Genomic DNA, 23173 nt, shown 5'->3' with positions numbered 1-23173 from the left:
TTAACCCTTTCAAGGCAGCCGTTCGCTGCCTTGGATTTATAGACCGGAAATGAGTCATGACGCGCAAGTATAATTTCAGTGCAGGACCCGCTGCGCTGCCGGATGAAGTGCTCAAACAAGCTCAGGAAGAAATGTCGGATTGGCAGGGCAAAGGCCTGTCTATTATGGAAATGAGTCATCGTAGCGATGAGTTCGTATCAGTGGCTGAGCAGGCTGAACAAGACCTGCGTGATCTGATGCAAATTCCAGCCAATTACAACGTCTTATTTTTGCAAGGTGGAGCAACGAGCCAGTTCGCGATGTTGCCAATGAACCTGTTGAGAGGTCATACGTCCGCCGATTACATTAATACGGGTATCTGGTCTAAAAAAGCCATTGCTGAGGCGTCTCGTTATTGTGACGTTAACATTGCTGCAACCACAGAATCTGATAAGTTCTGCAGTGCACCTACTCAAGAAGATTTGGTGTTAAACCCCAATTCTGCGTATGTTCATTACACCAGTAATGAAACTATCGGTGGTGTTCAGTTTGATTATGTTCCCCAAACAGGTGACGTGCCCCTAGTGGTTGATATGTCGTCAGATATTTTGTCTCAACCGATTGATGTGAATCAGTTTGGATTAATTTATGCTGGCGCACAAAAGAATATTGGTCCTGCAGGTTTAACGGTTGTGATTGTGCGTGAAGATCTCTTAGGAAATCCTTTAGCGGCAACGCCATCGATGTACGACTATAAAGTGCATGCCGAGGCGGGATCGATGCATAATACGCCACCGACGTTTGCTTGGTATCTTGCTGGACTGGTTTTTAAATGGTTGAAAGCGAAAGGAGGGGTTGAAACCCTCGCTGCAATTAACCTGCGAAAAGCAGCCAAGCTCTATGCTGCAATTGATCAAAGTGATTTTTATGGGAACCCCGTAGCGATTCGCAATCGCTCAATCATGAATGTTCCATTTACGTTAGCCGATGCGCGACTTGAAAGCGCGTTTTTAAGTCAAGCGGAAGCCGCAGGTTTAGTCAACTTGCAAGGGCATCGCTCGGTCGGTGGCATGAGAGCAAGCTTGTATAATGCAGTGCCTGAAGCCGCCGTAGATGCGCTGATTGAATTTATGGTTCAATTTGAAAAAGAAAACGCATGAGTGGTCAACAGGTATAACCGATGACAAAACCAAATACGCTCAACGAGCAAGAGCAAGCACTGCGTGTATTGCGAGACCAGATAGACGATATTGACATGAATATTCAGCGCTTGATTAATCAACGTGCTGAGTGCGCAGGCAAGGTTGCCGACGTTAAACAGCGCTACGGTCAGTCAGAGTCTCCTGTTTTCTACCGCCCTGAACGTGAAGCTCAGGTGCTTAGACGTGTGATGGAGCGTAATACGGGGCCGCTTCCGGATCACGAAATGGCAAGGCTGTTTCGAGAAATCATGTCATCGTGTTTGGCGCTTGAGCAGCCTGTAAAAGTTGCCTTTATGGGGCCGGAAAATAATTATGCTGAGCAGGCGGTACGTAAACACTTTGGTTTATCGGCTCAGAGCGTTGCATTTGCAAGCTTAGAGCAGGTATTTAAAGCGGTTATGGACGCCAGTTGTCATTATGCTGTCCTTCCGATTGAGTCTCCCCAAGAAGGTTTAGTAAGTCATACGCTCGATCTGTTGAATCAATACGACGTGTTTATTTGTGGTGAGGTCGAGTTGCAGCTCGGGGGAGACGCTTTGTCATCGACTTTTGAAACACGCTTTCTCGTGCTAGGTCGTCAGCAGGTTGCCCCCAGTGGATGTGATAAAACCTCAATCTTGATTCGCTCAGAAGACGATCGTCCTGGTGCGCTGTATAGTTTGTTGGAGCCTTTCCGAAAGCGGGGGATCAGTTTGACCCGTTTAGAAACACGTTCCAATACTGGTGCACGCCCGGTATCGCTGTTTTATATGGACTTTGAAGGGCATCGAGATGATGAGACTGTGGCTGAGGTTCTTGCAGAGCTACAGTCGACCCCTTTGATACTTAAAATATTGGGCTCATACCCACAAGCGGTTCTTTAAGGTAGAACCTAGAGGTGAATAAATGTCGTGTGATTATGTGGCATTAGCCAATAGCGGAGTTCAGCAACTCAAGCCTTATCAAGCGGGTAAGCCGATTGAAGAATTAGAACGAGAGCTTGGAATTTGCAATATTATTAAGTTGGCGAGCAATGAAAACCCACTAGGACCATCACCCAAGGCAATTGCCGCTATTCAGCAAGAACTAGCGGAATTGACTCGCTACCCTGATAGCAATGGTCATCAGCTTAAACAAGCAATATCTCGGAATTTTGATCTTGATCCGGCACAAATTACGCTAGGCAATGGTTCAAATGATTTATTGGAGTTGATTACTCGCACCTTTTTGAATTCTACAAATGAGGCTGTGTATTCAGAGTTTGCTTTTGTCGTGTATCCCTTGGTTGTGCAAGCGGTAGGTGCGAAAAGTGTTGTTGCGCCTGCAAAAGAGTTTGGGCATAACCTTCAAGCGATTTCAGAAGCCATTTCTGACAAGACGCGTCTTATTTTTATTGCCAATCCAAACAATCCCACAGGTACCGTAATTGCGAAGGATGAGTTATGCGCCTTCTTGGATAGCATACCTGCGGATATACTCGTTGTGTTGGATGAAGCCTACAGCGAGTATGCGATGGATGATGCAATGCCGAATGGATTGGCGTTGGTAAAACACTACCCTAACTTAATAGTGACACGTACCTTCTCTAAAGCCTATGGATTGGCAGCATTGCGTGTTGGGTTTGCTGTGTCAAATCCGGTTATAACCGATTTGTTGAATCGTGTTCGTCAGCCGTTTAATGTGAATAGTTTTGCAATGGCGGCGGCCGTGGCATGTCTGAATGATACGGACTATTTAGCACAGACGGTGGCGTTAAATGCACAGGGAATGCAGCAATTAACCAAAGGCATTCAACAAATGGGTTTGGGGTATATCCCATCCAAGGCCAATTTTATCACGATTGACATGGGCGAAGATGCATTGCCGATTTATCAAAAGCTCTTGCATGAGGGTGTGATTGTGCGGCCGCTTGGTGTGTACAACCTGCCCAATCACCTAAGAGTGACGATTGGTACAGAGTCAGAAAATACTCGCTTCCTTCTTGCGCTAAAAAAGGTTATTCAGTGTTAACCTATACGACACATCGACTTCTTATTATTGGTTTAGGCCTTATCGGAGGCTCCTTTGCTAAGGCCTTAAAGTCGCGAAAAGTAGTGCAGCACGTAGCGGCCTATGACCGTCATCCTCAGGAATGCGATTTAGGCATGCGTCTAGGCGTCATTGATGAGGCCGTAGAGGATTTACCCAGTGCTGTTCAGCAGGCAGATGTAATCGTCTTGGCTGTACCCGTCAAAGCTATGGAGGCCGTTTTAAAAGATATCCAGCCTTTTCTGAGACCTACAACACTCTTAACGGATGTGGGAAGTACGAAAGGGCACTTAGTCCAAGCTGTTCGTCAGGTATTTCAACAGATTCCATCCGGATTCGTACCCGGTCACCCCATTGCGGGTGCTGAAAAAAGTGGTGTGATTGCCGCCGATGCTGACTTATTTGAGCGTCATAAAGTTATTTTAACGCCTCTTCCTGAATCCGATCCAAAAGCGACACTCGAGGTTGCTCGTTTGTGGCAGTCGGTTGGAGCGGAAGTGTTACAGATGGATCCGTATCGCCACGATCAGGTCTTGGCTGCGACCAGTCATTTGCCACATGTGTTGGCCTTCTCACTGGTCGATACATTGGCACATGAAGAAGAGAATCGTGATATTTTTCGCTATGCGGCAGGCGGTTTTCGAGACTTTACACGGATAGCCGCGAGTGATCCGGTGATGTGGCATGATATCTGCCAAGCCAATCGTGATGCTATTCTTAAGCAAATAGATCAGTTTACCTCTGGCGTGGCGCGTTTAAGATCCGCAATAGCGGCAGGCGATAGTCAGGCCATGTTGGGTATTTTTAGTCGTGCTAAAGTCGCAAGAGAACATTTCTCCACCTTGCTTGCTGGCTCCGCTTACTCGGCTAATACTCAGGATATCGATTTGCGTATTGAGCCTGGTAGTCCTTTGTCGGGTCAGGTGACAATACACAGTGATCGGTCAATTTCACACCGGGCAATCATCATAGGTGCGTTATCAGAGGGTGTCACCGATATCGAAGGCTTTTTCGAAGGTGAAGATAGCTTAATGACGATTAAAGCCTTCCGTGAAATGGGAGTCGTTATAGAGGGGCCCCATCAAGGTAGTGTTCGTATTTATGGTGTGGGCTTGCAGGGCCTGCAGCCACCCAAAGGCCCCTTGTACCTTGGCAAGTCTGAAACCTCATTGCAGCTTCTTACCGGGTTATTGGTTGCTCAATCGTTTTCGACAGAGGTTTTCGTTGATGAGGCCTTGAGTCAGCAAAGTTTGTTATCTACCTTGATGTCACTTAGGACGATGGGTGCCAAAATCGACAGTAATGAACAGGGGGGGCCGCCTTTTAGAATATCGCCGTCAATCCTGAAAGGGGCTGAAATTGAACTCCCCCATGCCAGTGCACAAGTAAAGTCGAGCGTATTGTTAGCGGGGCTTTATGCGCAAGGGCAAACCTGCTTAAAAACAAATCGTTTTTGTCGAGATCATACCGAGCGCATGCTAAAAAGCTTTGGCTATCCGTTGAGTGAGAGTGAAGAAGCGGGTGAAGTTAAAACAACAATCAATAGTGCGGGCACATTAACGGCCACAAAAATACGTGTTCCCGGTGATTTTTCGACAGCATTGATGATGATTGCCACGGCAACCCTCGTGCCTCAATCCTCGTTGACATTGACCGATATCGGTGTGAATCCACACCGAACAAAGCTTTTACCACTCTTATCAAGAATGGGAGCCAATATCCAACTGACCCTGCATAAGGATACAGGGTTTGAACCTGTCGCGGATATACGGGTTACCTACGCTCAATTAAAAGGGCAAGTGTTCACGGCTGAGGATGTGGCCTGTGTGGTCTACGAGTTACCATTTTTAATGGTTTTGGCATTATTCGCAGAGGGGCAAACCCTTATTCATCTGCCAGAAACCTTGTCCGCCAAGGAAAGTGCGTTGATTCTGAGTACCGTCGCCGTTTTACGGGAGCAGGGAGCACAACTTGAGCTAAATGGCTCACAGCTGGTATTAACTCCTTCTGCATTGAAAGGTGGTGAGATTTCAGACGTGTTACCCCCCATCGTTGCCTTTGCGATGATTGTCGCTTCAACAAGAGCGCAACAGGCATTAAGGATTAAACATTCAGCGGCATTGCTAGCGGCGTATCCTGCGTTGGTCGAACAATTAAGGCATGCCGGTATTAGTATTCATAAGGAGTCGGACTAATGTCCTCACTACTACCTCCAGTCATAACAGTAGATGGCCCAAGTGGTTCAGGAAAAGGTACTATTTGTCGTTTGTTAGCCAATGCACTGGGTTGGTTATTGTTAGATAGTGGAGCTTTGTATCGCTTGACGGCAGTTGCCGCCCGGCATCATGGTGTATCTTTAGATGATGTCGAGTCCTTACAGGTCATGGCTGCGCATTTGGATGTGCAGTTTTTGTCTGAAAGCACGGATAGCGAGTTGAAAATTATTCTTGAAGGTGAAGAGGTTACACAAACAATTCGCACGGAAGAAGTGGGTGCCGACGCGTCAGTAATAGCCGCATTAGGCCCGGTTAGGCAGGCTTTATTACAGAGACAGCGAGACTTTGCGCAGCTTCCAGGGTTGATTGCAGATGGGCGTGATATGGGGACAGTGGTCTTCCCAGAAGCCCCTTTGAAAATATATCTTGATGCAAGTGCAGAAGAACGTGCAAGCCGACGCTATAACCAGTTGATTAGCAAGGGAGTGAGTGCTAGCCTTGAAGATATATTAATTGATATTAAATCGCGGGACGATCGTGACATGAATCGCACGGTCGCACCTTTAAAACCGGCGCCGGATGCGGTGATTCTGGACACCACCAAAATGACAATTGAGGAGGTGTTAGAGGTGGTGCTGGATGAAGCGAAACACAAAGGGCTGCGTTAAGCAGTACTATTCTGAGGATGCACGGTAATGACTGAAAGTTTTGCACAGCTATTTGAAGAGAGCCTCAAAGAGCTGGAAATGGCGCCAGGTTCGATTGTTTCTGGCACAGTGGTGGCGATTGAAAATGACTTTGTTATTGTCAACGCAGGATTAAAATCTGAGGGTGTCATCCCTGTTGAGCAGTTCCGTGATGAAAAAGGACAGCTTGGCATTAAAGTGGGTGATGTAGTTAAGGTTGCCTTAGAAGCCCTAGAGGATGGTTTTGGTACGACGCTTTTATCAAGAGAGAAAGCGAAGCGTGCAGAGTCTTGGCAGGTATTGGAGAAAGCCTTTACTGAGCAAGAAACCGTTACTGGCTATATTATAGGTAAAGTACGCGGTGGTTTAACGGTTGATATCAACGGTATTAATGCGTTTCTACCAGGCTCTTTGGTTGATGTACGTCCACTTAGAGACACGGCGCACCTTGAAGGCCAAGAGCTTGAGTTTAAACTGGTAAAGCTTGATGCGCCGACCAATAACATCGTGGTTTCTCGTCGCGCTGTACTGGAAGAATCTTACAGTGAGGAGCGTCAAAAGCTGCTTGAAAAAATGGAAGAAGGCATTGTCGTAAAAGGTGTGGTTAAAAACCTCACTGATTACGGTGCATTCATTGAATTGGGTGGAATTGATGGCTTGCTTCACATTACCGATATGGCGTGGAAACGTGTTAAGCATCCAAGTGAGTTGCTAAGCGTGGGCCAAGAAATCGATGTGAAAGTACTTAAGTTCGATAAAGAGCGCAGCCGTGTTTCTTTAGGTCTTAAGCAGCTACAAGCCGACCCATGGGAGCAGCTAATCGGCAATCATAAAGTGGGTGACAAGCTTAAAGCAAAAGTCACTAACCTTACAGATTACGGCTGCTTTGCTGAGCTGGATCAAGGTGTTGAAGGCTTGGTACACGTATCAGAAATGGATTGGACGAATCGCAATATTCATCCATCCAAAGTGGTTCAAGTGGGTGACATCATTGACGTTATGCTACTTGATATTGATCAGCAACGCCGACGTATCTCTTTAGGGATGAAGCAATGCTCCGAGAATCCATGGCAGCAATTTGCATCGACCTTTAATAAAGGTGATCGTCTATCTGGCCAAATCAAGTCGATTACAGACTTTGGAATCTTTGTTGGACTAGAAGGTAATATCGACGGCCTTGTTCATATGTCAGACTTGTCGTGGGATGAGCCGGGCGAAGAGGCGGTTAAGCGTTTCAGCAAGGGACAACAGGTTGAGACGGTTGTTTTATCCGTTGATCCTGAGCGTGAGCGTATCGCGTTGGGTATTAAGCAAGTTGATTCAGATCCGTTTGCAGAGTATGCCGAAAGTCATCCTAAAGGAACGGTTGTTAAAGGTGCGGTTGTTTCTGTTGATGAGCGCCAAGCACTGGTCGGTCTAGCAGAGGGCGTTGAAGGAATTCTGAAGGTGTCAGAAATCTCCAAAGATCGCGTTGATAATTTGCCAGCACTCTATCCAGTAGGAACTGAGATTGAAGCAGCGATTATCAGTGTTGATCGTCGCAATCGCACTTTGAATTTGTCGGTGAAGCAGCTTTCGGATCAGGAAGAGAAGCAGGCAATTAAATCGGTTCAGGAGCAAGTGGTTCCTGAAGCGGCTGGCCCGACAACCATTGGCGACTTGATCAAAGCACAAATGAAGAAAAACACTAAATAAGCACCTGCGGACCGGGGTGCCATAGTTGTCGGGTTAGGTCTAACCCGACATTAACTTAAGTGGAGGAATAACATGACTAAATCAGAGCTTATTGAGCGCCTGATAGATCAGCACCCACAGCTTTCTGTTAAAGATGTTGAGCTTGCCGTGAAAACGATGCTTGATCATATGACAGAAGCGCTTTCTAGCGGTGATCGAATAGAGATTCGAGGTTTTGGCAGTTTCTCGCTTCACTACCGTGCTCCGCGAATTGGTCGCAACCCAAAAACAGGGGAATCGGTTTCATTGGACGCGAAATATGTTCCTCATTTTAAGCCAGGTAAAGAAATGCGCGATCAGGTCAACGATAGCCTGAATGCGAGTATGTAGACTCTAACCTATGGGAGGGTAGCGCGTGCGCTTAATTAAACGAATCATATTATTTATTGTGCTGTTATGCGTGTTGGTGATTGGTATTCTGTTCGCAATACATAACACAACGCCTGTCACAATTGATTTGATTTTCTTCACCTTGCCTCAAGCAAGTCTTTCACTATGGTTGTTAGGCGCGTTTTTGGTTGGGGGTGTTCTGGGTGTTGTGCTTAGTTCATTTATTATTTTTTCACTGAAAGCAAAAATACACTTTTTGAAGAAAAATATTCAATCGGCTAAGTCTGAACTGGATAAGCTCAAAACATCTGGTGTCAAAGATCTGGTTTGACCCAAATGCTATGTTTCTATCGGCAGTGTATCGAACACTGCCTTTTTTATTGCAGATCTTCCGATGTTATAGGTAGGCTTTATGCAAAAAGACGATAAACAAATTATTGTTGCTTTAGATTATCACAATGCTGCGGACGCGCTAGCAATGGCCTCTTCATTGAATCCTGATGATTGTCGAGTTAAAGTGGGTAAAGAGCTTTTTACATTGACAGGTCCGAGCATTGTTGAGGCACTGCAGGCAAAGGGGTTTGACGTTTTTTTAGATTTGAAGTTTCATGACATTCCCAATACAACGGCAATGGCGGTTAAGGCGGCGGCTGAAATAGGGGTGTGGATGGTGAATGTCCATGCATCGGGTGGTCGGCGAATGATGGAAGCTGCCAAAAATGCCTTAATGCAAGTCAATCAGCAGCAGACCCTACTGATTGCTGTCACGGTTTTAACGAGCTTAGAGCAGGCTGATTTAGCCGAAATAGGCTTGAATATCTCTCCCTTAGAGCAGGTTAAGCGGCTCGCGCTTTTGACAGAAGCATCAGGTCTTGATGGGGTTGTATGCTCCGCACAAGAAGCAAAAATGCTAAGAGAATGCATCTCACCTGACTTTGCTTTGGTGACGCCCGGAATTCGTCCTGCCAGTGCTGAAATCGGCGATCAAAAACGAGTTATGACGCCATTTGAGGCTGTTCAGTCTGGCAGTGATTACTTAGTCATAGGTCGTCCAATTACGCGCTCAGCGGATCCTCAAGCCATGTGTCGCTTGATCCAGGAAAGCCTTATTGTTTGATATTTCGTTAATAAAATTTGAGAGACTATGCATTTCAGCTAGACAAAGAAATGCATATTTATTATATTGAACCTATCGGCAAGGGTTGCCGACATTTAATTTATAAGGACGTAAACATGAAAAAATCTCGCCTTTTATCCTGCGCGTTACTTGCTACTTCTCTTTTTGCTTCTTTATCCTTTGCATCTGATAAAATCAATTTAAACACAGCGTCCGCCTCTGAATTGGCAAATGCCCTGCAGGGTATAGGTGTGGCTCGTGCTGAATTGATTGTGGAGTACCGAGATGCAAAGGGGCCTTTTGTGTCCGTTGAAGAATTAACAGAAGTGAGCGGTATAGGTCCTGCAACGTTGGAAAGAAATCGTGCAATTTTGACGGTGTCTGACGAGGGCAGTAAAGAGTAGAGTGAGTTGGGGCACGGTGTTTACCGTGCCTTTTTCAAAGTACAAATGCCAAAACTACGGGGATAAAGAGCAGGCTTCCTATGTTGCCAATTAATACGATGGCCGCAACTAAATGTGGCTCTTGATTGTAGCGCTCGGAGACCATGTAGTTTAATACAGCGGGTGGAAGCGCTGCGAAAATCAACAAATAGCCAAAATGGGCGGGTTCAAGCTTAAAGAAGGGTTGCAGCAGTAAGGCCAAAATTAACCCAGAGGCTGGAGCGAGTATGGCACCCCATAATCCAATTTTCCAATGCGTAAAGTCAATGCTGGTCATGCGTACGCCTAGTGCAAAGAGCATAAGAGGGATAGCGATTTGCCCGAGCATGTCGATAAAGGTTTGTAATGCAGAAGGCAGGGTAAAATGACTGTAACTCCAAAAAATACCCGCAATTGTGGCGATAATCATTGGCATTTTGAGCAGATTGAGTAATTTGGTTTTATTGTCGAGAATATAAAGACCCAGTGTAAAGTGCAGCAAATTCTCGACTAGAAATAGGACGACAGCTGCGGGTAAAGCGGCCTCACCAAATGCCAGAACAATGAGTGGAATACCAAGATTACCACTGTTCGTAAACATCATGGGAGGCAAAAAGGTTTTGGGCTTCACTCCAATGAGTCGGCATAGAGGCCAAATTAAAACACCCGAAAGAATGACAATGAGCCCCGCAGCCAACGCAAGAGGGTAGTAGTTTTGCAAATCAAAGCTTTCCGCTGACATGACCGAAAAAATGAGAGCGGGTGTGAAAATATCAATATTGATTTTGTTTGCGACAGCCATGTCAGTTGGGCGTTTACGAGCGTAAAAATAGCCAACACATACAATTGCAAGCAGTGGAAAGATGGTTTGAAAAATTCGCTCTGCAACCGAAAATGAGAAAATATCCATGATTTAAAAAAGCCGATAGAAAAAAGAAAACTATACGGCTTTGTTCAGAAAATACCAGCCTCATGGCTGTTGTCTCTTGAATTAATTGCCCTTACGGTCGGTTTTGTTCGATGGCCTTTGATTGCTGATCCAAAAGATACAGAATCGAGCGATATTCAATGCCACTGTGCTGTGTGAGTCCTATTTCACAGGTTCTGCTTGTTGAAGCCCCCATATCACAGGTTTGCACAGCCGTTTTTAATGTCCGCAATGAAGAGGCATTGAGTTCAGGATGGGTAAAGCCTTTATCGCCAGCAAAGCCGCAGCAGGTGATTTGATCTGGCAGCACAATATGTGATGCACAGCGACGACTGATTCGAATCAGCGCATCGGCTAGTCCCATTTTGACGGTGCTGCAGGTTACATGCACAGCGAGTTGCATTTCTTTTGCTTCAATATCAAGTTTGTTCAATACAAAACGGTCAATGAACTCGACGCTGTCAAAGATTTGCAAGCGTGGGTCAAGATTGTCTTTCATCCGCAGGCTGCAGGGGCTAGTGTCAGAAAAGATAGGAACAGTGCCATCTTGTGTGAGTTCAAGTAGCGTTGTGTTGAGTTCGTCAGATTTCAACTTCGCTGCTTCAAACAGGCCCTTGGATTCAAACGGCATCCCACAGCAAAGTTGCTCAATTTTGGGTGGAAAAATAACTTCAAATCCGGCTTTGGTTAAAAGGTTCAGTGTGACTTCATGGAGCGATCGGGTTTCTGTATCTTGTGATGATGTACCGAATGTCCGGCTGGCACAGCTCGCAAAATAAATAACCTTGCTACTCGGATTTGTCTGTGAGGGTAGCTCCCGTGCTTGAATTCTATTCGCGGCCCTTGGCATAGACGGTGACCAGGTTGGAACCTTCCCTTGTGATAGTCGTGTAATACCAGAAGAGGTTTTACGAAGAAAATTGGCTCCCAATACGCGTTGCGTCTGGTGTGCTACTGTCAACAATATGCGACCTGACGCTAAAAGCGTGGAAAAATTTTGTGCGAGCCAGTTGGCCTTTTTAGTCCAAGTAATATGGTTCTCAGCTCGAATAGCACGAGTTAAGTTACCCGTGTTAATGGAAACTGGACAGGTGTTTGCACATAGTCCGCAGGCTGCACAGGTTTCCTCCCCTTGGTATTGATAATCCGCTTCCAGACGCTTTAAACGCTCAGGGTTACTGCCTGTTCGACGCAATTCGGAAATCTCACGCCAAATGACTATTCTTTGTCGTGGTGTCAGTGTCAATGCTCTTGATGGGCATGAAGGTTCACAAAAACCACATTCAATGCACTTGTCTATCAATGGGTGTGCAGCGGGCATGGGTTTAAGGTTGGCTAGATGTACCTGAGGGTCTTCATTCAATAAAACGCCCGGATTGAGTAAGTTGTTCGGATCCAGTCGTTTTTTAAGGCTCCACATAAGTTGATAGGCATCCTTTCCCCATTCCCGTTCAACAAAGGGGGCCATGTTGCGGCCGGTACCGTGCTCCGCTTTCAAGGAGCCATCGTATTTATCGACAACCAAACGAGCGACATCCTCCATTAGCTGCTCGTAACGTTTAACTTCATCTTTGCTATCAAAGGATTGGGTAAAGACAAAGTGAAGATTGCCTTCTAATGCGTGCCCAAATATTAAGGCTTCATGATAGTTAAGTTGCTTGAAAATCGAGTGGAGATCTTCAACGGCATCCGCAAGTCGTTCAACTGGAAACGCGACATCCTCAATAATGACGGTCGTCCCAGTTAATCTTACGGCGCCTACGGCTGGAAACAGGCCTTTTCGAATTGCCCAAAATTCTGCACAGCGAGAAGGGTCTGTATAAAATTCAACTTGGGATGCCGTCTCGAATTGACTTAAGGTTGCAATAATTTCATTAATGGCTTGGTTAAGTTGATGTTCGTTGCTAGCACGGGTTTCAACAAGAAGTGCAGCTGCGTTTGGGTTAAGGTCAGATATAAAGTCAGGCATTCCGGGCTTATGCATGACTGAGGTGAGTCCGGCGCGGTCAATAAGCTCCACTGCAGCAACGGGTGTATGTTTTAGAGCGGCAACGGCTTCGCAGGTAACGCGTACACTGTTAAAAAAAATGAGTGCTGACGCTTTGTGGGGATGTTCCTCAACGGTGTTGTAGGTGATTTCAGAAATAAATCCAAGCGTACCTTCTGAACCAATCATTAAATGCTGAAGAATATCAATTGGATCGGTAAAGTCGATCAGGGAATTGATTGCATACCCCGTGGTGTTTTTTAGTCTATACTTATGCTTAATTCGTTCTGTGAGTGCTTGATTAGCAAGTGTTTGTTCTGCCAATAAGCTTAGCTCATTTAACAGGGTTGCGTGTGATTGTTTAAATGCCTGAATCGAATCAGGGCATGCTGTGTCAAGTAGGCTACCGTCAGCAAGGATTAAACGCATTGACTTTAGCGTTTGGTAACTGTTTTGCGCTGTTCCACAACACATACCACTGGCATTGTTTGCAGCAATCCCCCCAATTTTTGCTGCATTGATGGAGGCTGGATCAGGCCCTATCTTACGTTGAAAGGGGAGCAGGTATTTATTTGCATTTCCGCCAATAACACCCGGTTGCAACGAAATTTGCATGGCATCTTGCGAAATTTTGTAGCCATCCCAGCCGTCAGCAAGCACAATAAGAACAGAGTCTGTGATCGCTTGTCCGGATAAACTCGTGCCAGCAGCTCTGAAGGTTACTGATATTCTGTGCTTATTTGCTGCTTTTAAAAGTTGTTGTATTTCCGTTTCTGAAGTGGCTTGAACAACGATTTGAGGTACGAGACGATAGAAGCTTGCATCTGTTCCATACGCAAGCGTACGTAAGGGGTCGGTGATAAGGCGCGATAGAGGGATAAATGAACTGATATCATCAAAAAAGGGTTGAAAGTGCGTATTCATTGACGTTCCTGAACAATTAATTGGTAATACCAATTTACATTTATTATGGTTTAACTTTATTCTTTATGTTTGGTTTCGTCAATCCATTCAATAAATATAGTGCTTTTCTGTGTTTCTATGTTTTACTTATTGGTAATACCAATTTTATACGGGGTGTGTAAGTAAGGTTGATGGGGTATCTTAGAGTGAAACAGCCAAAAATTTCAGATGTGATCATGCAACAAATGGAAGCGATGATCTTAGAAGGTGCGCTTAAGCCTGGTCAGCGTTTGCCGCCTGAGCGAGAATTGGCATTAAGGTTCGAAGTGTCAAGGCCGTCTGTTCGTGAAGCTGTGCAGAAAATGGTGGCAAAGGGGTTGTTGAGCAGTCGGCAAGGGGGAGGGACCTATGTAACCGAGCGCTTAGGCGAGAGTTTGTCAGATCCATTGTTGGATTTGTTTAAACACCACCCAGAAGCTCAATATGATTTACTTGAGTTTCGTCATGCGCTTGAAGGTGTGTCAGCTTACTACGCGGCCATGCGGAGCACAGCGGCTGATAAGCGTGAAATTCGTAAGTGCTACGAGGACTTGCAGCGCTATCATGATGAAAAAGCCTTTGATAAAGAAGTCATGGCGGATGTCGATTTCCATCTAGCGATAGCGGCGTCAACACATAATATGGTCTTGCTGCATATGATGAGAGCTTTATTTACGCTGTTGCGACACCACATAGGTGATAACCTGAAAAATATCTATCCAAAAGATAACTGGAGATCTAGCATTCATTCTCAGCACGGTGTTTTGCTGGAGGCCATTGAGAATGGCGAGCCCGAAAAAGCTCGAAAGGCAGCCCATGATCATCTTATGTTTGTTGAAGAGGCGCTTTTGGAGCAAGGGCGGGAAAATACACGTCTTGAAAGGTCACTGCGGCGTTCTTCATTAACCGATGTAGATGAGTCTTAATGAAAACTTTTGTATTTTTACTACAAAAATAGCCTTTAACTCTTAAGCTGACGTCAATATTTGGTATCTTATAGACAGTTATTCCATTATTGCGTAGTATTACTACACGAAATTACCAAAAAAAACTGTGCAATGCAGCATGAAAACATGCCTAAGGGCGTCTAGTCTTTCAAAACACGGTTAAAAACTGACTGGAGAATAACAAAGTGCAAGATATCATCGACGATGTAGATCCAATTGAAACTCAGGAATGGCTTGAAGCCCTCGAGTCGGTTGCGAAAAATGAGGGCAGTGATCGGGCTCGCTATCTGTTGAAAAAACTTGGCCATAAAGCCTCAGAAATAGGTCTAGGTGCGGCGGGAACATTAACTACGCCTTACCGTAACACGATCAATCCGCGTGACGAAGCTCGTATGCCGGGTGATTTGTTTATGGAGCGTCGCATACGCTCATTTATCCGCTGGAACGCGATGGCAATGGTGATGCGTGCCAACAACAATAGCGATGCGTTGGGCGGCCATATATCAAGCTTTTCATCCTCAGCAACTCTTTATGATATTGGTTTTAACTATTTCTTTCATGGTCCAGAAGGTGACCGTGAGTCGGATATGGTGTTTTTCCAAGGGCACATTTCTCCAGGAATCTATGCTAGAGCGTATCTAGAAGGGCGCTTGACAGAAGAGCAGATGGATAATTTCCGCCGTGAAGTTGATGGAAATGGTTTATCTTCCTATCCACACCCATGGTTAATGCCGAATTTTTGGCAGTTCCCAACCGTATCGATGGGTCTCGGTCCAATTCAGGCGATTTACCAAGCACATGTCATGCGCTATTTGTCAGCGCGTGACTTGGTCAAACGTGGAAACCGTAAAGTCTGGGCATTCCTTGGCGATGGCGAGTGCGATGAGCCAGAATCCTTGGGTGCAATTTCATTGGCTGGACGTGAGCAGCTCGAAAACTTGGTTTTCGTTGTTAACTGTAACTTGCAGCGCTTGGATGGCCCCGTTCGTGGTAACGGTAAAATTGTACAAGAACTCGAATCCATTTTCCGTGGTGCGGGTTGGAACGTCATCAAGTGTCTATGGGGACGTCATTGGGATCCTTTGTTTGAAAAGGATTCGAAAGGGTTGCTGCAAAAGCGCATGGATGAAGTGGTTGATGGTGAGTTGCAAAATTATAAAGCCAACGGCGGCGCTTACACGCGTGAACATTTCTTCGGAAAATACCCTGAGCTGCTAGAAATGGTCAGTGATATGACCGATCAGGATATTATGAATCTGAACCGTGGTGGCCATGACCCGTACAAGGTGTATGCGGCTTACAATGCGGCCATGAATCACAAAGGACAGCCTACCGTTATCTTAGCGCAAACTGTTAAAGGCTATGGTACTGGTAAGTCAGGAGAGGCGAAAAACGATACGCACTCCATGAAGAAAGTGGCACTGGATGATCTAAAAGCCTTCCGTGACAACTTTAATATTCCGCTTACCGATGATCAGCTCGAAGATCTTCCTTACTACCGTCCATCACCTGACTCACCTGAAATGAAGTACATGTTCGAGCGACGCAAGCAGCTAGGTGGTTTCTATCCTGCGCGACGTAATGAGTTCCAGCAGTTGGAAACACCTGACCTTGAGGTCTTCAGTGGACAACTCAAAGGGACCGGTGAGCGTGAAATTTCAACTCAAATGGCTCTGAACCGTGTTCTAAGCACTTTGGTGAAAGACAAGAACATTGGTAATCGCATTGTTCCGATTGTACCAGACGAGGCCCGTACCTTTGGTATGGAAGGTATGTTCCGCCAGTTAGGTATCTATACGTCTCAAGGGCAACGCTACACGCCTCATGATCGTGATCAGATCATGTTTTACAAAGAGTCTAAAACTGGACAAATCCTAGAAGAAGGTATCAACGAGTCTGGTGCATTTAGTGCTTGGTTGGCTTGTGCGACTTCGTACAGCAACAACAACTGCCCAGTGATTCCTTTTTACATTTTTTACTCTATGTTTGGATTCCAGCGTGTAATGGATCTGACATGGGCAGCGGGCGACTCTCAAGCGCGTGGCTTCTTGATCGGAGCAACCTCAGGTCGTACGACGCTTAATGGTGAAGGTTTGCAGCACCAGGACGGTCACAGCCATCTTATGGCTCAAATGATCCCGAACTGTGTAAGCTATGATCCAACCTATGGTTATGAGTTGACAGTCATTGTTCAAGATGGCTTGAAGCGCATGTTCCATGATCAAGAAAACAAGTTTTACTACATCACGACTTTGAATGAAAACTACACTCACCCAGATATGCCAACGGGTGCTGAGGAAGGAATCATTAAAGGGATGTATTTGTTAGATGAAGGGAAAAAAGCTGACCTTAAAGTTCAATTAATGGGCTGTGGTTCGATCCTTCGTGAAGTCAGAGAAGCTGCACTGATTCTGCGTGATGAGTTTGGTGTGGAATCAGATGTATGGAGTACTACTTCTATCAATGAACTGCGTCGCGATGCGATGGCTGTTTACCGTTGGAATTTCCTCCACCCAGAAGAAGCGCCGCGTGAGTCGTTTATTGAGCAATGCTTAAAAGGCCATGAAGGTCCAGTGATTGCATCAACTGACTATATGCGTATGTATGCTGATCAGTTGCGCGAATACATTCCACGCCGTTATAAAGTATTGGGTACAGATGGTTTTGGTCGCTCTGATACGCGTGCGAAACTGCGCGAATTCTTCGAAGTGAATCGCTATTATGTCGTTGTTGCAGCTTTAAAAGCCCTGCAGGAAGAAGGCAAACTGGAGGCTTCAGTCGTCGCCAAAGCCATGCAGAAGTTTAATATTAATCCTGAAAAACCGGCTCCTTGGACCGTGTGATAACAGGCACTTCTGATAGGTTAAGCGAGAGGATATTATTGTGAGCAAACTGACAGTTACAATTCCTGACCTAAGCGGTGCATCAGATGTTGATGTTATCGAAGTGTTGGTCAAAGTGGGTGATCGTGTGAATGAAGGCGATAGCCTTATCGCACTTGAAACGGATAAAGCGTCTATGGAAGTGCCTTCAACCGCTTCCGGCGTGATCACAGCTTTTCATGTTAAAGAGGGTGATCAGGTTAATGAAGGCGACTTACTGCTAGAACTTGAAGTCGAATCGTCAGCGGCACCAGAAGTTTCCGTGGCAAAGGAAGACGTGAAAGAGCCCGTGGTAGTTGCACCGGTGGCCAGTCCGGCACCCGTTGCCGCGTCTACTTCTGTTGAAAAGGTTTTAATTCCTGATTTAAGTGGCGCTTCTGATGTAGATGTCATCGAAGTGCTAGTAAAAGTCGGCGACAGTGTTAACGAAGGCGATAGCCTTATTACACTGGAGACAGATAAGGCTTCGATGGAAGTTCCAGCGCCATCATCCGGGGTTATTAAAGCTTTGCACATTAAAGAAGGTGATAAGGTTAACGAAGGTGACTTGTTAATCGAGCTTGAGAGTGCTTCAGCTACTGTAGCTACTGTAGCTGCAGTGGCTGAAGCTACAGTTCCTTCTGCAGTGACTACAGAAGCGGCGCCTGCGCCTGCTGCAGCTGTTGTGTCTTCTGATGTGCAATCAGTCTTGATCCCAGATCTCAGTGGCGCTTCAGATGTTGATGTCATTGAAGTTCTAGTAAAAGAGGGTGATAGCATCAATGAAGGCGATAGCCTGATTACTCTAGAGACTGATAAAGCGTCGATGGAAGTTCCTGCTCCCTTTGGTGGAGTGATCACTTCCATGAAGATTAAGGTGGGCGACAAGGTTAACGAAGGTGACTTGCTGCTTGAGGTGGAGGTTAAGGGGGCTGCATCAGTTGCGACTGTTGCGGCATCACCAGCACCAGCACCAGCACCTGCTGCATCGGCGCCGAGCGCGCAGGCTCCTTCTGTCGCTAAGACTAGTGCTCCAGTTGATTTAGCCAATCTTGAAAAGTCCAATCGTCAAGTGCATGCTGGGCCAGCGGTACGGGCTTTGGCACGCGAGTTTGGGGTTGATTTGTCTCGCGTGACAGGTACAGGATCCAAAGGACGTATTCTTAAGGAAGACGTGCAGCTCTATGTCAAAACGACATTGAAGCAGTTGAGCGAGAAGCCGCAATCAGCTCCAGCGCTTGCCAGTGGTTCAGGGATACCTGCTATTCCGGCTGTCGATTTCAGTAAGTTTGGTGAAATCGAAATGGTTAAGTTGAATAAAATCGATAAGGTGACGCGTGATAATATGTCGCGTTGCTGGTTGAATATTCCTCATGTAACCCAGTTTGATGACGCGGATATCACGGCTCTGGAAGCCTTCCGTAAAGAAGTTAAGGATGAGGCACTGAAATCTGGCGTTAAGTTGACTCCTTTGCCTTTCTTGATCAAAGCCTGTGCAATCGCTCTCAAGCGTCATCAGAAGTTCAATGCGTCTTTGCATGCTGATGGTGAGCATATTGTGTATAAAAAATATGTAAACATTGGCTTGGCTGTTGATACGCCAAATGGACTCATGGTTCCTGTCATCAAAGATGCGGATCAAAAGTCTGTGTATGAATTGTCAAAAGAGTCAGTTGAGTTAGCTGGAAAAGCAAAAGATCGTAAGTTGAAGCCAAATGAGATGCAGGGCGCTTGCTTTACGATCTCTAGCTTAGGTGGAATTGGCGGTAAAGGGTTTACGCCGATTGTAAATGCGCCTGAAGTAGCCATTTTGGGTGTGTCTAAAGCCGATATTCAGCCTCGCTGGAATGGAAAAGAGTTTGAGCCTCGTTTGATGCTGCCTTTGTGCTTGTCCTATGATCATCGTGCAATTAACGGTGGGGATGCAGGCCGGTTCTTAACCGACTTGAATGCACTGTTGAGTGATATTCGACGCTTGTTACTCTAAGGTAAACTCCCTTTGAAAAAGGCTCCTTTGTGGAGCCTTTTTTGTTTGCCCTGTGAAGCTGGTAACCCCATCAGGCTAAAATCTGAGTCACCTTGCTGGGGAGGGAATGTTTGCTGGTCTAAAGACAAGACCTAAAGACCTAAAGACCTAAAGACTTAAAGACTTAAAGATCGAAAGACGTGGGATGGTAGGGGCAGTGAGAGGATTCAGAAATGAAAAAGCTCCGACTAGCGGAGCTTTTATATAAAGGATCTTAGATTATTGCTTTTTATCTTTTAGACGCTCTTCCCAGAAGGTCGCATTCTTGATGCCAAGCTTCACTGGGTCGAAGGTGATTGGACCACCTGCTTTTTTCTGAGCTTCATAGTCTCTTAGTGCGATCATAGTCGGCTTCGCAACGAAGAAGATAATGATGATACCTACAATGTTAATCCAAGCCATGAGGCCTACACCAACGTCACCTAAGTCCCAAATATAACCAGCACTGTTAACGGTGCCGTACGCCACCATAAACATGATGACAAGCTTAACGATGGTTAATGGGATGTTGATTTTGAATAGGCTGTTCAGATACGCAACATTGGTTTCAGCAATGTAGTAGTAAGCCAAGATAGTGGTGAAGGCAAAGAAGAAGAGTGCAAACCCTACAAACATTGGGCCTATGTTACCAAAGACACTTAACAGTGCCATCTGAGTGAAGGCTGCAGATCCAATAACAGTTGATGCATCAACGTTTTGTACAATGAACTGGCCTGCTTCGAGCGTGCCTTGGACGTTGTACTGTTGTGTGATCAAAATCATGAACGCTGTTGCAGAGCAAACGAACAGTGTATCAACATACACAGAAAATGCTTGCACGAGACCTTGCTGTGCTGGGTGATCAACTTCCGCTGCAGCAGCTGCATGAGGGCCAGTACCTTGTCCAGCTTCGTTTGAGTAGATACCACGCTTCACACCCCAGCCAATCGCGGCACCAAAGCCTGCTTGAGCTGTGAAAGCGTCAGACAGAATTAAGCCAAAAATGCCAGGCAGTTTGTCGAGGTTTAAGAAGATAATGATCAAGGCCATAACGATATAACCGAGGGCCATGAAAGGAACAACGATCTGTGTAAAGTGAGCAATGCGCTTAATACCACCAAAAATGATAAACGCAAGTACGATCAATATAACCGCCAAGGCAATCAGCTTGTTCGTGCCGACTTCACCATAACTGCTACTGACCATGTTGCCATCACCAAAAACCTGAGTGAAGGCATTACCTACCGCGTTGGCTTGGATTCCGGGTAAGAACACACCGCACGCAATAATTGCAGAAATAGCAAAGAGAACCCCTAACCAGCGCCAACCTAGGCAACGGTCAAAGTAATAGGCGGGTCCACCGCGATACTGGCCATTATCGTTAACCTTGTAAATTTGACCTAGGGTTGATTCTGCATATGCGGTACTTGCACCTAAGAAAGCAACCACCCACATCCAGAAGATTGCACCGGGTCCACCAAAACCAATCGCTGCAGCAACACCCGCAATATTACCTACACCCACACGACCGGAGAGGGAAACTGCAAGTGCTTGAAATGAAGAGATGCCCTGTGCAGATTCACGTGAGCTAAACAGCAAACGCCACATTTCTTTAAAGTGGCGAACTTGTGCAAACCGGGTAAGAATTGAATAGAACAAGCCTGCGCCCAAGCAGAGGTAGATGAGAGCATTGCTCCAAATATAGCCATTGAGCGTATTAACAAGTGTTTCCATTGTTAGTTCCTGGTTCATTATTGTTGTTAAATCAGCTAAACGCTGAAGCCGGATATTTTCCTACAACATATATCTAATATCTATCAATAACACTATATAATATGGCTAAATATGCCTTTATTACGATATTATTTCCTGTTTTTTGATTTAAAAACAGGATAAAAAAGTAAGCAATATGAGTTGCTGATAAAAATGTTATGGTTGAATCAGTTTTTAATCTATGTAATACAATGGCTTAGAATGGGTGTGCTTCGTTACAGCTCGTTTGGTTTGAATGTTGGTAGTGTTTCTCCGATTCAGTTAGTGAGGTCTGAGTCATAAAGGGGAAACACAATTCATGTAAGCGTGAAGTATTCGATGTGTGTGGGAGGTCGATATCCACATCAAGCATGTGAATATCGACGAGATGTAAAGCTTAGAGGCTTAGTGCAGCAATGCCCGCTTTCGCAATCTGAGCGTCTTCGTTTGATTTAACACCTGACACACCGACAGCGCCAATCACTTGGTTATCGACAATAACAGGAACCCCACCTTCAAGTGTGGCGCTAATAACAGGGGCTGATAAAAACGCATTGCGCCCTGCATTGATCATATCTTCATACACCTTTGTTTCACGTCGACCGAGGGCAGCCGTTCTGGCTTTTTCGATGGCGATATAGGATCCGACAGGTGCGCATGCTTCGGTACGCTGCATCGCCAGCAAATGGCCACCGTCGTCAACGATAGCAATGGCGACGGCCCATTGGTTGTCATTCGCCTCTTGTGCGGCTGCAGCCAAAATCTGTTGGGCATCTGCAAGCGATAAAGCGTGTTTAGTGTACATATAGAAAAACTCCTAATAAGGTTATTTGTGATCGTTTAGGGCACGTTCGAGAATTTCAATCCAGTGCAAAACAGGTGTTCTGTCTGCAGAATTGAGGTGTGTTTGGCAGCCAATATTAGCTGTTGCAATAACATCTGGCTGTTCTTTTTCCAAGGCATCAAGCTTGTTGTCTCGTAATTGTATAGACAATTTGGGTTGAGTAATAGAATAGGTTCCTGCAGATCCGCAACATAAATGGCTATTTTCGACGTGAGTTAATGAAAATCCAAGATTTTTAAGTAGAGACTCAACTTTGCCATTCAGTTTGAGTGCATGCTGAAGTGTGCAGGGGCAGTGGAAGGCGATCCGAGCGTTGGTGTCGGGTTTAAGCGTTTCCAAATTTTCGTTTAGTAAAACCTCAATAAGATCCACACTGAGTTCGGAAATGCGTTTTGCTTTGTGCGCATAGTCAGTATCATGCTTAAGTAGATGGCCATAGTCTTTAATAAAGGCACCGCAGCCACTCGCCGTTTGAATAATGCCTTCTGCTCCCGCGTCAATGCTTGGCCACCAAGCATCGATGTTTTTCTTGGCTCTTTCCAAAGCCCTTTCATGCGCATTTAAATGATAATCTACCGCACCACAGCAGCCTGCTTCTCGAATACTGACAAGATTTATGCCAAGTCTATCCAATACACGTGCTGCCGCTGCATTGGTGTTAGGTGACAAGCTTGGCTGAACACAGCCTTCTAGTACTAAATAGGTTCGAGTGTGAAGGGTATCGGGTCGATTCAGTTTTTTTGTCGCTGCCGCAAGGGGAATTTTGTATTTTAGGGCCTTAGGTAAAATTGGACGTAGCCATTGTCCTGTTTTGAGTAGAGGAGTAAACACGATTGGATTTGGAATGACGTGTCTAAGGGTATTACGTGTAAATTTTTCAACAAGTGGACGTCCAACCTTGTCTTCAATGGCGGCTCTACCTATGTCTAAAAGTGTATGGTACTCCACACCTGAAGGGCAGGTGGTTTCGCAGTTACGACAGGATAAACAACGATCAAGGTGCTGTTGTGTTTCTCGACTGATGTCGGCTCCTTCTAAAAAGTTTTTAATTAAATAAATGCGTCCTCTTGGTCCATCTAGTTCATCTCCCAGCAGTTGATAGGTGGGGCAGGTTGCTGTGCAGAAGCCACAGTGTACGCAACTGCGTAAAATCTCTTCGGCCTCTTTAGCACGAGGCAATTTTTTAGCTTCATCAGACAGGTTTGTTTGCATGT

General features: G+C 45.6%; 18 protein-coding genes. 13 read left to right on the top strand and 5 right to left on the bottom strand.

Annotation, left to right across the window (positions count from 1 at the left end; genetic code table 11):
• Window positions 1-56: 56 nt before the first annotated feature.
• The 10 genes from serC to F5971_RS04925 all read left to right on the top strand — a co-directional run bounded on the left by serC (window position 57) and on the right by F5971_RS04925 (window position 9675).
• Window positions 57-1139: a 3-phosphoserine/phosphohydroxythreonine transaminase gene (gene serC, locus F5971_RS04970; RefSeq protein WP_193494318.1), complete on the top strand. Its 1083-nt coding sequence runs from the start codon at window positions 57-59 to the stop codon at window positions 1137-1139.
• A gap of 20 nt (window positions 1140-1159) precedes the next feature.
• Window positions 1160-2044, top strand: a complete 885-nt coding sequence (pheA, locus tag F5971_RS04965) for a chorismate mutase (protein ID WP_036509425.1) — start codon at window positions 1160-1162, stop codon at window positions 2042-2044.
• 22 nt (window positions 2045-2066) lie between these two features.
• On the top strand, window positions 2067-3170 hold the full coding sequence (gene hisC, locus F5971_RS04960) for a histidinol-phosphate transaminase (RefSeq protein WP_036509427.1): 1104 nt from the start codon (window positions 2067-2069) through the stop codon (window positions 3168-3170).
• Window positions 3164-5383, top strand: coding sequence for a prephenate dehydrogenase/arogenate dehydrogenase family protein (locus tag F5971_RS04955; protein ID WP_193494317.1), 2220 nt, complete (start codon window positions 3164-3166; stop codon window positions 5381-5383). Before hisC ends, F5971_RS04955 begins: the two co-directional genes overlap by 7 nt.
• Window positions 5383-6072, top strand: coding sequence for a (d)CMP kinase (gene cmk, locus F5971_RS04950; protein ID WP_193494316.1), 690 nt, complete (start codon window positions 5383-5385; stop codon window positions 6070-6072). The genes F5971_RS04955 and cmk overlap by 1 nt, the downstream gene beginning before the upstream one ends.
• A 27-nt stretch (window positions 6073-6099) precedes the next feature.
• Window positions 6100-7785, top strand: coding sequence for a 30S ribosomal protein S1 (gene rpsA, locus F5971_RS04945; RefSeq protein ID WP_193494315.1), 1686 nt, complete (start codon window positions 6100-6102; stop codon window positions 7783-7785).
• A 72-nt stretch (window positions 7786-7857) separates the two neighbouring features.
• Entirely contained in the window at window positions 7858-8154 is a 297-nt protein-coding gene (gene ihfB / locus F5971_RS04940; RefSeq protein WP_036509435.1) for an integration host factor subunit beta, read from the top strand.
• 25 nt (window positions 8155-8179) lie between these two features.
• A complete protein-coding gene (locus tag F5971_RS04935; RefSeq protein ID WP_036509439.1) occupies window positions 8180-8485 on the top strand; it encodes a lipopolysaccharide assembly protein LapA domain-containing protein in 306 nt (101 codons plus the stop codon).
• A gap of 81 nt (window positions 8486-8566) precedes the next feature.
• Complete coding sequence (pyrF, locus tag F5971_RS04930) at window positions 8567-9271, top strand: orotidine-5'-phosphate decarboxylase (protein ID WP_193494314.1); 705 nt, start codon at window positions 8567-8569, stop codon at window positions 9269-9271.
• A gap of 116 nt (window positions 9272-9387) precedes the next feature.
• The gene (locus F5971_RS04925) at window positions 9388-9675 is read left to right on the top strand and encodes a ComEA family DNA-binding protein (RefSeq protein ID WP_036509444.1); all 288 of its coding nucleotides are present in this window, start codon (window positions 9388-9390) and stop codon (window positions 9673-9675) included.
• Window positions 9676-9709: 34 nt separating this feature from the next.
• Here the strand turns inward: F5971_RS04925 and F5971_RS04920 are convergent, their stop codons facing one another.
• Window positions 9710-10603, bottom strand: a complete 894-nt coding sequence (locus tag F5971_RS04920) for an AEC family transporter (protein ID WP_036509446.1) — start codon at window positions 10601-10603, stop codon at window positions 9710-9712.
• Between the two features lie 91 nt (window positions 10604-10694).
• Entirely contained in the window at window positions 10695-13532 is a 2838-nt protein-coding gene (locus F5971_RS04915) for an FAD-binding and (Fe-S)-binding domain-containing protein (RefSeq protein WP_193494313.1), read from the bottom strand.
• A 170-nt stretch (window positions 13533-13702) separates the two neighbouring features.
• Between F5971_RS04915 and pdhR the strand changes: the two genes are divergently transcribed.
• The 3 genes from pdhR to aceF all read left to right on the top strand — a co-directional run bounded on the left by pdhR (window position 13703) and on the right by aceF (window position 19345).
• Window positions 13703-14476, top strand: coding sequence for a pyruvate dehydrogenase complex transcriptional repressor PdhR (gene pdhR, locus F5971_RS04910; protein ID WP_036509451.1), 774 nt, complete (start codon window positions 13703-13705; stop codon window positions 14474-14476).
• Window positions 14477-14682: 206 nt separating this feature from the next.
• Entirely contained in the window at window positions 14683-17340 is a 2658-nt protein-coding gene (gene aceE / locus F5971_RS04905) for a pyruvate dehydrogenase (acetyl-transferring), homodimeric type (RefSeq protein WP_237748541.1), read from the top strand.
• A 40-nt stretch (window positions 17341-17380) separates the two neighbouring features.
• Entirely contained in the window at window positions 17381-19345 is a 1965-nt protein-coding gene (gene aceF / locus F5971_RS04900; protein ID WP_036509454.1) for a dihydrolipoyllysine-residue acetyltransferase, read from the top strand.
• 258 nt (window positions 19346-19603) lie between these two features.
• Here aceF and F5971_RS04895 read toward each other — a convergent pair whose 3' ends face one another.
• The 3 genes from F5971_RS04895 to glcF all read right to left on the bottom strand — a co-directional run bounded on the left by F5971_RS04895 (window position 19604) and on the right by glcF (window position 23171).
• Window positions 19604-21097, bottom strand: coding sequence for an alanine/glycine:cation symporter family protein (locus tag F5971_RS04895; protein WP_036509457.1), 1494 nt, complete (start codon window positions 21095-21097; stop codon window positions 19604-19606).
• Window positions 21098-21512: 415 nt separating this feature from the next.
• Window positions 21513-21920: a heme-binding protein gene (locus F5971_RS04890; RefSeq protein ID WP_036509459.1), complete on the bottom strand. Its 408-nt coding sequence runs from the start codon at window positions 21918-21920 to the stop codon at window positions 21513-21515.
• Window positions 21921-21941: 21 nt separating this feature from the next.
• Window positions 21942-23171, bottom strand: a complete 1230-nt coding sequence (glcF, locus tag F5971_RS04885) for a glycolate oxidase subunit GlcF (protein ID WP_193494312.1) — start codon at window positions 23169-23171, stop codon at window positions 21942-21944.
• Window positions 23172-23173: the final 2 nt, after the last annotated feature.

The sequence above is a fragment of the Nitrincola alkalisediminis genome (genome assembly GCF_009821115.1).
In the GTDB taxonomy this organism is placed as follows: domain Bacteria; phylum Pseudomonadota; class Gammaproteobacteria; order Pseudomonadales; family Balneatricaceae; genus Nitrincola; species Nitrincola alkalisediminis.
The sequence above is the reverse complement of the archived record's forward strand: the minus strand, read 5'-3'. Positions and strand labels throughout refer to the sequence as shown.